Origin of the sequence: Actinokineospora sp. (genome assembly GCF_050699995.1) — a bacterium.
Lineage (GTDB): Bacteria > Actinomycetota > Actinomycetes > Mycobacteriales > Pseudonocardiaceae > Actinokineospora.
The window spans coordinates 1-11,035 of sequence record NZ_JBOHGC010000502.1; the positions used below are offsets into that span (position 1 = coordinate 1).

Consider the following 11,035-nt stretch of genomic DNA (forward strand, 5'->3'; position numbering starts at 1 on the left):
CATAGAGTTACGGCGGTCATAGCGGCAGGGAAACGCCCGGTCCCATCCCGAACCCGGAAGCTAAGCCTGCCAGCGCCGATGGTACTGCACTCGTGAGGGTGTGGGAGAGTAGGACGCCGCCGGACAATCATTCCCAAAGGGGCTTGTGGAGGAGCACGTTTAAGCGTGCACTGTCCACAGGCCCCTTTGGTGTCATTGTAGAGAAATTGTTGCGGGGCAGGACCCGCACGCGGGAGGACCAAGTGTCGGAGTTCGGGCGACGGGACGATTCGGGCGGCAACGACCGCCGGGGCAGCGACCGCGGATCGGGAACGGGCCGCGCGAACAGTGGCAGCCGTGGCGCCCCCCGCCGCGACACCTCAACAAGCCGCGACTTCAAGCCCCGCCGCGACGACAGCTCCCGCGGCGGTGACCGCGCCACCGGCTCCGTGTGGCGCCGCGACGACTCGCGTTCCGGCGACACCGGCCGCCCGCACCGGGGTAGCACCCAGGACCGCGGCGGCTACCGCCCGAACCCCGCAGGCGGCGAAAGCCGAGGCGGCTACCGAGGCGCCTCCAGCGACTCGCGCCCAGGCAGCGACTCGCGAGGCTCCAGCTACCGCCCGCGCGACGACCGCGGCGGCCCGCGGTCCAGCGACCGTGACGACCGCGGTGGTTACCGCGGCGGCGACCGCGACTCACGTGGCGGCTCCAGTGACTCCCGCGGATCGTCGGGCGGCTACCGCGGTGGCTCCAGCGACTCCCGCGGCGGTTCGTCCAGTGGGTACAAGGGCGGTTCCAGCGATTCCCGTGGTGGTTCCACGGGTGGTTACCGCGGTGGGTCCAGTGATTCGCGCGGTGGTTCCACGGGTGGTTATCGCGGTGGGTCGAGTGATTCGCGCGGTGGTTCGACCGGTGGATACCGGGGTGGGTCGAGTGATTCGCGTGGCGGTTCGACCGGTGGATACCGCGGCGGCGACCGCGACTCGCGCCCCGGTGGATACAAGTCCGGTGACCGTGACACCCGTGGTGGCTCCAGCGACCGTGGTGGCTACAAGCCCGCGGACCGCGACAGCCGTGGCGGCTCAAGTGACCGCGGCGGCTACCGCCCGTCCGGCAAGGACGACCGCGGCGGCTACCGGGGCTCGTCGAGCACCGGTTCCAGCGACCGTCCCAGCTATCGGCCCGCCGATCGCGACAGCCGTGGTGGCTCCAGCGACCGCGGCGACCGCCCGAACCGCGGCGGCTACGAGCGCGGCACCTCCGGCGACCGCCCCACCTACCGCGCGGCGAGCAAAGACGACCGCGGTGGCTACCGGGGTTCGTCGAGCACCAGCGACCGTGGCGGTTACCGCCCGGCCGACAAGGACAGCCGTGGCGGCTACAAGCCCGCCGACCGCGACAGCCGTGGCCAGGGCGACCGCGCCGGCTACCGCGCCAACGACCGTGACGACCGGGGCCCGCGTTCGGACTCCCGCGACGACCGCGGTGGCTACCGGGGCTCATCAAGCGACCGCGGCGATCGCGCCGGCTACCGCTCGTCCGACCGGGACAGCCGTGGCTCCGGTGACCGCGCCGGCTACCGTCCCTCGGGCAAGGACGACCGCGGTGGTTACCGGGGTTCGTCGAGCACGAGTGACCGCGGCGACCGCCCGAGCTACCGCTCGTCGGACCGGGACAGCCGTGGCTCCAGCGACCGCGGCGACCGTCCCAGCTACCGCCCGTCCGACAAGGACGACCGCGGCGGCTACCGAGGCTCGTCGAGCACCGGTTCGCGTGACGACCGTGGTGGCTACAAGGCAGGCGGTGGCTCCCGCGACGACCGTGGCGGTGCCCGCGACGGCCGCAGCACCCGCCCCACCGGCAAGAGCGAGCGCGGTGGCTACAAGCCCGCTGATCGTCCCGGTTTCCGACCCGGCCACCGCGACGACCGTCCGCCCTACCAGCACCCCGAGAACACCGAAGACCTCGCGCCGACGGAAGAGTCCGTCGTCAGTGTGGAATCCAGCGCATCCACTGTGCGGGCAACGGAAACTGCGCAGGCAACGGAATCAGCTTCGGCTGACGTCGTTTCCGACAGCGCCGACGTCGAGGCCCCGGCCGAGCGCCGGTTCGACCGTGACGAACAGCGTCGTCCGCGTCGTGACGACCGTGACCGGGGTTCGCGTCGGGAAGACCGTCCCCGCGAGGAGCGCCCCCGCCGTGAAGGCGACGCGCCCTACGACAGTGGCCCGGCGGTGCCGGAAGGCGCCGACTACGCCAAGCTCGACGTCGAGGCGCGGGCCGGGCTGCGCAGCCTGCCGAAGTCGCTGGCCGAGATGATCGGCAAGCACCTGGTGGCCGCGGGCATGCTCATCGACGAGGACCCGCAGCGGGCACTCGTGCACGCCCGCTACGCCCGTGAGCGCGCCGCCCGCGTGGCCGTCGTCCGCGAGGCCGCCGGTCTCACCGCGTACCACGCGGGGGAGTGGGCCGAGGCGCTGTCCGAGCTGCGGGCGGTGCGCCGGATGAGTGGCGGCAACGCCCACGTCGCCGTGATGGCCGACTGCGAACGCGCCATGGGCAGGCCCGAGAAGGCCCTGGAACTGGCGAAGGAAGCCGGTCCCGACCTGCCCGCCGACGTCGCCGTGGAACTGCGGATCGTCAGTGCCGGTGCCCGGCGTGACATGGGGCAGCTCGAAGCCGCCGTCGTCGCGCTGCAGGGCCCGGACCTCGACCCGAAGCGCCACGACCCGTGGAGCGCGCGCCTGTTCTACGCCTACGCCGACAACCTGGAAGCCGCGGGCCGCACCGACGACGCGATCCGCTGGTTCCTCAACGCCGCCCAGGTCGACGACGACGAGGACACCGACGCCGCTGAGCGCGCGTTCGCCCTCGGCGCCGACGAAGCCGAAGTGACCGCGGTGCTGCCGGGTGAAACCGTCGAAATCGAGGTCGATGTCGACGCGGAACCGTTGGCGGACAAGGCATCCGAGGTCGGTGACGAGCCCGGCGACGCGACGGCGGACGAGTCCGTCGAAGCAGCGGATTCGGTGCCGAGCACCGACACCGCCGCCGACAAGGACTCCACCGACCGGAGCTGAGCATCTTCATGACCGACCGGCTTCTCGACCGCTACGACGCTCTGCTGCTCGATCTCGACGGCACCGTCTACCGCGGTGGCGCAGCCATCCCAGGCGCGGCCCCGGCCGTCCTGGCCGCCCGCGACCACGGCGTCGCGGTGCGGTTCGTCACGAACAACGCCTCACGGGCACCGGATGAAGTCGCGGCGCACCTCACCGGGATCGGCATCACCGCCGACCCCGGTGAGGTCAGCACCAGCGCCCAGGCGGGCGCCGCTGTCCTCGGCGAGCACCTCGACCCCGACGACGAAGTCCTCGTCATCGGGTCCGACGCGCTCGCCGACGAGGTGGTCAAAGCCGGGTTCCGTGTCGCCCGCGTCGCGGGCCCGAACACCAAAGCCGTCCTCCAAGGCCTCTCCCCGAAGACCGCCTGGCCCGACCTCGCCGAAGCGTGCGTCGCCATCCGCGCCGGGGCGCTGTGGGTGGCCTGCAACGTCGACCGCACCCTCCCCACCGAACGCGGCCTGCTGCCCGGCAACGGTTCCCTCGTCCACGCCCTGCGCGTCGCGACGGACCGTGAGCCCCTGGTGGCGGGCAAGCCCGCGAAGCCGCTGATGGCCGAGTCCGTGCGTTCCGCCAACGCCGACCGCCCCCTGGTCGTCGGCGACCGCCTCGACACCGACATCGAAGGCGCCGTGACGGCCAAGCTCGACTCCCTGCTCGTCCTGACCGGCGTCGCCACCCCGCGTGACCTGCTCGAAGCCGGTCCACACGAACGCCCGACCTACGTCGCCGAAGACCTCACCGTGCTCACCGGCCCGGCCCCCGAGTTCACCGACAAGCCAGGCTGGACCGTCGAGAAGACCGACGTCCAGCTCACCGCAGAAGGCGACGGCGACCACCTCGACCTCCTGCGTGCCCTCTGCGCCGCGCACTGGGACGGCGACGGCGGACCCGTGACCGTGCGGCCGGACACTAGGGGTGCGGCGATAGCGCTGAGCCTGTTGGGACTCTCCGGGCCGCGCTGACGCGGCCGAACCCGTCGATCGGATAGCGTGGAGGGGTGCAGGTGGACTTCGACGAAACCAGGCCACGACCCGTCCCCGGGCCGCCGCCCAGCGGCTCTGTAATCGACACAGTGACCGACTCTGTGACCGATCGAGACTCAGCCATCGACGACGAGGCCATCAACGACGCCGTCGCGGGTCTCGACGGCCTCGACGCGCTGCCGGTCGCCGACCACGTCGAGCGCTACGACACCGTGCATGTCGCCTTGACCGCCGCCCTCGCCGGCATCGACAAGGTCTGACCCGGTGCCGCCCAAGAGGGCGCGGCTCGACGCGGAACTGGTGCGCCGAGGCCTCGCCCGCTCGCGGGAACACGCTTCCCAGCTCATCTCCGACGGCCGGGTCACCATCCGCGGCACCGTAGCGACCAAAGCCGCCACCGGCGTCGAGAACGACGCCCCGATCGTGCTGCGCGACGACATCGAGGACCCGAACTGGGCCTCCCGCGGCGCGCACAAACTCATCGGCGCGCTCGACGCGTTCGGCATCGCCGTGCAAGGCAAGCGCTGCCTCGACGCGGGCGCGTCCACGGGCGGATTCACCGACGTCCTGCTGCGCCGCGGGGCCACGCAGGTCGTCGCCGCCGACGTCGGCCGCGGCCTGCTGGTCTGGCGCCTGCAGACCGACGACCGCGTCCTGGTCCGCGACAAGACCAACGTGCGCGCCCTGACCGCCGAGGACACCGACGGCCCGGTCGACCTCATCGTCGCCGACCTGTCGTTCATCTCCCTCGGCCTGGTCCTGCCCGCGCTGCTGGCCTGCGCGAACCCGGACGCCGACCTGCTTCCGATGGTCAAACCGCAGTTTGAGGTCGGCAAGGAGCGGCTCGGCGCGGGCGGCGTCGTCCGCAGCCCCGACCTGCGCGCCGAAGCTGTCCTCGGCGTCATCGAGACCGCCGCGCGCAAGGGGCTGCGCGCGCACGGCGTGGTGGCCAGCCCGCTGCCCGGCCCGTCCGGGAACGTCGAATACTTCGTCTGGCTGCGCCGGGGCGAACCGCTGCCCGAGGCGGAGGCCCGCGCGCTGGTCGAGAAGGCCGTCGAGGAAGGGCCGCAATGACGGACCGCGAGATCCTGCTGGTCGTGCACACCGGCCGCGTCGAGAACCGGCGCACCGCGGAGAAGGTCGCGGGCGCGTTCGCCGCCGCGGGCGTGCGGCTGCGCGTCCTCGACGACGAGGCCCCCGACCTGGACCCGTCCTGCTACGGGCGGGTGGTCCCGCTCGGCCCAGAGGCCGCCGTCGGCACCGAACTGGTCTTCGTCCTCGGCGGCGACGGCACCCTGTTGCGCGCCGCCGAACTGGCCCGCCCCGCGGGCGTGCCGGTGCTCGGCGTGAACCTCGGCCGGGTCGGCTTCCTCGCCGAAGCCGAATCGGACGCTTTAGAGGAGGCGGTCAGCCTCGTCGTCACCCAGGGCTACCGGGTCGAAGAGCGGATGACCGTGGACGTCATCGCCCGGCTCAACGGTCAGATCATCGCCGACACGTGGGCGCTCAACGAGGCCAGCGTGGAGAAGAGCAGCCGCGAACGCATCCTCGACGTGCGCATCGAGGTCGACGGCCGCCCGGTGTCCTCCTTCGGCTGCGACGGCGTCCTGTGCGCCACGCCCACTGGGTCCACCGCCTACGCGTACTCCGCGGGCGGGCCGATCGTGTGGCCGGATGTGCAGGCCATGCTCGTGGTGCCGAGCAACGCGCACGCGATGTTCTCCCGGCCCATGGCCGTCTCGCCGCACTCGGTGGTCGCCGTCGAGGTCGACCCGGCGGGCCATCCGGCCGTGCTGTGCTGCGACGGCCGCCGCACCTTCGACATCCCGCCGGGGTCCCGGATCGAGATCGCCGGCGGGAAACTGCCGATCAAGCTGGTCCGGCTGCGCGACGAGCCGTTCACCGACCGGCTGGTGGACAAGTTCGATCTGCCGGTCCAGGGGTGGCGATCCCGGTGACACGTGCGCCCGCATGTCGGTCCGAGCCGCTAGGGTGCGCCCTGTGCTAGCGGAGATGCGTATCCAGGATCTCGGCGTGATCGATGAGGCCACGCTGGAGCTCCACCCCGGATTCACCGTCGTCACCGGCGAGACCGGCGCGGGCAAGACGATGGTGGTCACCGGCCTGCACCTGCTCTCCGGCGGCCGTGCCGAGGCGTCCCGTGTGCGCAGCGGGAAGTCCAAGGCCGTCGTCGAGGGCCGGTTCGAGGGCCTGACCGGTTCGCCGGCCGCGGTGGTCGCCACCGACGCGGGCGCCGAACCCGACGACGACGGCAGCCTGATCGCGCTGCGCAGCGTCAACAGCGACGGCCGTTCCCGCGCGCACCTCGGCGGCCGGTCCGTGCCGGTCGGGGTGCTGTCCGACCTGGCCGAGCAGCTGATCGCCGTGCACGGGCAGAACGACCAGCTCCGACTGCTGCGCCCGACCGAGCAGCGCGCGGTCATCGACCGCTACGCCGGTGAGGCCGTCAGCTCCGTGCTGGCCGACTACCGCCGCGTCCGCGACGAGTGGATCGCCGTCAGCACCGAACTCACCGACCGGACCCGCCGCGCCAAGGAGATGGCCCGCGAGGCCGACATCCTGCGCCTGGGTCTCGACGAGATCGCCGCGGTCGACCCGAAGCCCGGCGAGGACGTCGACCTGGTCGACCGCGCCCGCAGGCTCGCCGACGCGGACCAGCTGCGTGAAGCCGCCACCGGAGCCGGCATGGCCGTGTCGGGCTCACCCGACGGCGACCCGGACCTTCCCGGCGCGCTCGGCGCCATCGGCGAAGCCCAGCGCAGGCTGGCGGGCGCCGATGACCCCCGGCTGCGCGAGCTGGAACCGCGCCTGGCCGAGGCCGCCGTGTTGCTGACCGATGTCGGCTCCGAGCTGACCGCCTACCTCGACTCCCTCGACGCCGACCCGGCCGTGCTGGAGCAGGTCCTCGCGCGTCAGGCCGAGCTGAAGACCATCACCCGCAAGTACGCCGCCGACATCGACGGCGTCCTCGCCTGGGCCCGCGACGCGAACGAGAAGCTGGCGAGCCTCGACACCTCCGAGGGCGCCCTCGGCGAACTGGCCGCCCGCAAGATCGCCTTGGCCCAGCAGCTCGCCGGCATCGCGGTGGCGCTGACCGCTGCCCGCGAGAAGGCCGCCGAGGAACTGGCGAAGGCCGTCACCGATGAGCTGGGCGGGCTCGCGATGGGCCAGTCCAGCATCCAGATCACCGTCCGCCCCCGCACCGCCGACGACGGCGACCCGGTGGCCCTCGACGTGGCGGGCCAATCCCTGCACGCGGGCGCCGACGGCGTCGACGACGTCGAGTTGTTGCTGGTAGCCCACGATGGGGCGCTTCCGCTGCCGGTGCACAAGGGTGCTTCGGGCGGTGAGCTGTCGCGGGTGATGCTCGCGATCGAGGTCGTCCTGGCCCATTCCGACCCGGTGCCGACCCTGGTGTTCGACGAGGTGGACGCCGGCGTGGGTGGTCGAGCGGCCGTCGAGATCGGTCGCAGGCTCGCGCGGCTGGCACGCAGCCACCAGGTCATCGTGGTCACCCACCTGGCCCAGGTCGCAGCCTTCGCCGACCGTCACCTGATCGTCGACAAGAGCGCCACCGGCGGCGTCACCCGCAGCGACGTGCGCACCCTGGACGAGCCGACGCGGGTGATCGAGCTGGCCCGCATGCTGGCGGGCATGGAGTCCACGGAGACCGGGCGCGCCCACGCCGAGGAACTCCTGGCGCTGGCCGACGGCGAGAAGCACGACTGGGAACTCAGCGGCAAACCCCGCCCGAAGCGGCGCTGACCCTCCAAACCCGCGAGTCCCCACTTCCCGACAACGAGTTCTCAATTCAGGCGGCTCGAGTCCGGGGGAACCGGTCGTCCCAAGCTTCGACTGGCGCGCCTGAATTGAGAACTCGTTGTCGGGAAATGGGGACTCGCGACGGCGTGGCAAACGGGCCAAGCCGGATCGGTTTGTCACCATCGGGCCATGAAGCTTTCCGGTGTCCTCCATCGATCACAGCACGCCCTGCCTGGGGTGACCGGCGTCGCACGGGTCGACAGGCGTACCGGTGACCTGCTGCGGCGAGTGTCCCAAGGGGACATCGTCGTCCTCGACCAGCTCGATCTCGACCGCGCCACGGCCGACGCCCTGGTCCGCGCCGAGGTCGGCGCCGTGGTCAACGCGTCCCCGTCCATTTCCGGGCGTTTCCCCAATCTCGGGCCGGAAGTCCTTGTCGGAGCGGGTATCCCGCTGATCGACGGCGTCGGCCAGGACGCGCTGCGGGCGATCAAGGAAGGCACCAAGCTCCGCCTCCACGACGGCACCGTCTACATCGGCGAGCGGGAAGTCGCCCAGGGTGTCCAGCAGAGCCCCGAGTCCGTGGCCGACCAGATGATCGAGGCCAAGGCCGGGATGTCCGCGCAGCTCGAGGCGTTCTCCGCGAACACGATGGAGTTCCTCCGCCGCGAGCGCACGATGATCCTCGACGGTGTCGGCGTGCCCGAGTTGGCCACGCCGCTCAAAGGCAAGCAGGTCGTCGTCGTCGCGGGCGGCCACGAGCACGTCGCGGACCTCAAGCTGCTCAAGCGCTACATCTCCGAGCACCGCCCGGTCCTCGTCGGCGTCGACACCGGCGCGGACGCGCTGCGCCTCGCCGGCTACAAGCCCGACGTCATCGTGGGCGACCCGCGTGGCATCAGCACCGAGACGCTGCGCTCCGGCGCCGAGGTCGTCGTGCCCGCCCAGACCGACGGGCACGCGCCCGGTCTCGCGCGCATCCAGGACCTGGGCATCGGCGCGGTGACGTTCCCCGCGTCCGGCAACGCCGAGGACTTGGCCCTGCTGCTGGCCGACTCCCACGACGCCACCCTGGTGGTGACGGTCGGCTTCCAGGCCACCCTGCGCGAATTCCTCGACCGGGGCCGCTCCGGCTCCAACCCGTCCACCTTCCTGACCCGGCTCAAGCTGGGCAGCAAGCTCGTCGACGGCAAGGCGGTCGCCGCGCTGCACCGCAGCCGGGTGTCCGTCGCCGCCATCGTGCTGCTGGTCATGGCCGCCATGGTCGCGATCGCCGCGGCGCTCGTCGTGTCCGGTGTGGGCGCGGCGTACACGGACTCGATCATCGGCACGTGGAACTCGTTCGTCGACTGGTTCAAGGGGCTGTTCTCGTGATCTCGCTGCGCTACCACGTCATCTCGATCGCCGCGGTCTTCCTCGCGCTCGCTGTCGGCGTGGTGCTCGGCTCGACCACGCTGAGCCGAACGCTGTTGTCCGGGCTCAACAACGAGAACAGCGAACTCGGCACCCAGGTCGCCGAACTCGAAGACCAGCGCAACGCCCTCAACGCCCGGCTCGGCGACGCCGACGCGTTCGCCGCGACCATCGGCCCGGCCGCGGTCAAGGGTTCCCTCGCGCAGCGCACGGTCGTGTTGGTGACGACCGCGGACGCGCGCCCGTCCGACCGTGACTCCCTCAAGGGACTGGTAACCAACGCGGGCGCCACCGTCACCGGTGAACTGCAGCTGACCGACGCGTTCGCCGACCAGAGCCGCGCCGACGAACTCAAGGACATCGTCACCCGCCTGCTGCCAGCCGGTGTGCAGCTGCCGACCGTCACCGACCCCGGTTCGCTCGCCGGCGGTCTGCTGGGTCCGCTGATGCTCATCAACAAGGCCGACAACAAGCCGCAGGTCACCCCCGAGGAGTCGGCGGCGGTGCTGGCCGGCCTGACCGACGGCGGGTTCGTCAAGGCGTCCCCCGAGCTCAAGCCCGCGCAGCTCGCGATCATCCTGACCGGTGGCGCCGCCTCCGGTGACGGCGCGGGCGACCGCGCGGCCACCTTCGCGCGCTTCGCCGCCCAGGTCGACCGCTCCGGAGCAGGTGCGGTGCTCGCCGGATCGGCGGGCTCGGCCAACGGCACCGGGGCCGTGGGCGTGATCCGCGCGGACACGGCGGCGTCGTCGATCCTCTCGACGGTGGACAACGCCGACACCTCCGCGGGCCGGATCGTCACGATCCTGGCGCTCGGCGAGCAGTTGGAAGGCAAGGCGGGTCGGTACGGCAACGCGGGCAACGCGCAAGCCCCCGCACCCGGTGCCCCAGCCGAGTAGAACTCCACACACAGCGAGTGTCGACTACCCGCGAAACCCGTTCGGATGGTCTGGCCCGCACGGACGGGTGGGCTGCCGGTGATCCTGCTCATTTCCCTTGTCCCTGGACCGATGTGCCCCATGAAGGCATCGATGTCTGCGCCAGGAACAAGGGAAGTGAGCGGCAATGGGACACATCAGGGCAACGCGGCTGGGGTTCTGCGCGGCCGTGGCGGCGGTCGGCTTGGTCGCGGGCGCCACGCCCGCACTGGCCACCAACCCGGCGGGGGTCGCGGCACTCGGATCGGCCCAGTTCGTCAAGGGCGGCGTGACGACCAGCGTTCCGACACTGGCCCAGTGCGCCGTCGACGGCCAGACCACGGCGTCGACCCCGGGTGTCACCGCGTCCGGCGTGCGCTGGGGCACCGCGAGCTCCACCTGCACGACGACCGTGGTCGACCCGGAGAACGACGTCACCACGACCAAGTCGGAGGCGCTCGGCGGCGCGTTCGAACTCTCGGCGCTGGTCTCCGCGGGCGGCCCGCGGGTGAAGCTGACCAGCTACCGCGTCACGTGCAACGCGACGCAGGGCGGCACCAGCGCGAGCTGGTCGTTCGCCGGGATGACGGGCATCACCGGCCTGCCGAACCCGATGCCGCGCGGCTACGTCAAGAACCTCACCAAGACCGGCGGCACGGTGCTCGCCACTGCGACCTTCAACGAGATCACCCTGCCCGAACCCAACGACGGCAGCATCGCCCTCACCGTGATGCGCATCACCTTCCTCCCCGCCTCCGGCATCAACGGCGAGGTAGTAATCGGCCGCACAGCCTGCTCCCCCACGCCGTAATCAGTAGACGGAAGGGCCGCG

The 11,035-nt window shown here is 71.8% G+C and carries 9 protein-coding genes and 1 rRNA gene; all 10 read left to right on the top strand.

Translation table 11 applies throughout. The features are described from left to right. Positions 1-8: 8 nt before the first annotated feature. The 10 genes from rrf (at position 9) to ACRDSQ_RS25180 (ending at position 11,014) form a co-directional block, all read left to right on the top strand. Positions 9-125, top strand: a 5S ribosomal RNA gene (gene rrf, locus ACRDSQ_RS25135). 117 nt (positions 126-242) lie between these two features. Further along, on the top strand, positions 243-3,062 hold the full coding sequence (locus ACRDSQ_RS25140) for a hypothetical protein (RefSeq protein ID WP_431424430.1): 2,820 nt from the start codon (positions 243-245) through the stop codon (positions 3,060-3,062). Positions 3,063-3,070: 8 nt separating this feature from the next. Further along, the gene (locus tag ACRDSQ_RS25145) at positions 3,071-4,069 is read left to right on the top strand and encodes an HAD-IIA family hydrolase (RefSeq protein WP_431424431.1); all 999 of its coding nucleotides are present in this window, start codon (positions 3,071-3,073) and stop codon (positions 4,067-4,069) included. A 110-nt stretch (positions 4,070-4,179) separates the two neighbouring features. Next, entirely contained in the window at positions 4,180-4,350 is a 171-nt protein-coding gene (locus ACRDSQ_RS25150; protein ID WP_431424432.1) for a hypothetical protein, read from the top strand. A gap of 4 nt (positions 4,351-4,354) precedes the next feature. Then, on the top strand, positions 4,355-5,164 hold the full coding sequence (locus tag ACRDSQ_RS25155; protein WP_431424433.1) for a TlyA family RNA methyltransferase: 810 nt from the start codon (positions 4,355-4,357) through the stop codon (positions 5,162-5,164). Then, positions 5,161-6,048, top strand: a complete 888-nt coding sequence (locus ACRDSQ_RS25160; RefSeq protein WP_431424434.1) for an NAD kinase — start codon at positions 5,161-5,163, stop codon at positions 6,046-6,048. Before ACRDSQ_RS25155 ends, ACRDSQ_RS25160 begins: the two co-directional genes overlap by 4 nt. 55 nt (positions 6,049-6,103) lie before the next feature. Further along, positions 6,104-7,876, top strand: a complete 1,773-nt coding sequence (recN, locus tag ACRDSQ_RS25165) for a DNA repair protein RecN (RefSeq protein WP_431424435.1) — start codon at positions 6,104-6,106, stop codon at positions 7,874-7,876. 186 nt (positions 7,877-8,062) lie between these two features. Beyond that, positions 8,063-9,247 carry a putative cytokinetic ring protein SteA gene (gene steA / locus ACRDSQ_RS25170; RefSeq protein ID WP_431424436.1) on the top strand — a complete coding sequence of 395 codons (1,185 nt, stop codon included), beginning with the start codon at positions 8,063-8,065 and terminating at the stop codon, positions 9,245-9,247. After that, entirely contained in the window at positions 9,244-10,185 is a 942-nt protein-coding gene (locus tag ACRDSQ_RS25175) for a copper transporter (RefSeq protein WP_431424437.1), read from the top strand. Before steA ends, ACRDSQ_RS25175 begins: the two co-directional genes overlap by 4 nt. 166 nt (positions 10,186-10,351) lie before the next feature. Continuing rightward, positions 10,352-11,014, top strand: coding sequence for a hypothetical protein (locus ACRDSQ_RS25180; protein ID WP_431424438.1), 663 nt, complete (start codon positions 10,352-10,354; stop codon positions 11,012-11,014). The last annotated feature ends 21 nt before the right edge of the window (positions 11,015-11,035 follow it).

Coding starts and splice junctions, on each gene's coding strand:
- recN (WP_431424435.1), top strand. CDS start 6,104: ATGCGTATCCAGGATCTCGGCGTGATCGATGAGGCCACGCTGGAGCTC.
- steA (WP_431424436.1), top strand. CDS start 8,063: ATGAAGCTTTCCGGTGTCCTCCATCGATCACAGCACGCCCTGCCTGGG.
- ACRDSQ_RS25160 (WP_431424434.1), top strand. CDS start 5,161: ATGACGGACCGCGAGATCCTGCTGGTCGTGCACACCGGCCGCGTCGAG.
- ACRDSQ_RS25145 (WP_431424431.1), top strand. CDS start 3,071: ATGACCGACCGGCTTCTCGACCGCTACGACGCTCTGCTGCTCGATCTC.
- ACRDSQ_RS25180 (WP_431424438.1), top strand. CDS start 10,352: ATGGGACACATCAGGGCAACGCGGCTGGGGTTCTGCGCGGCCGTGGCG.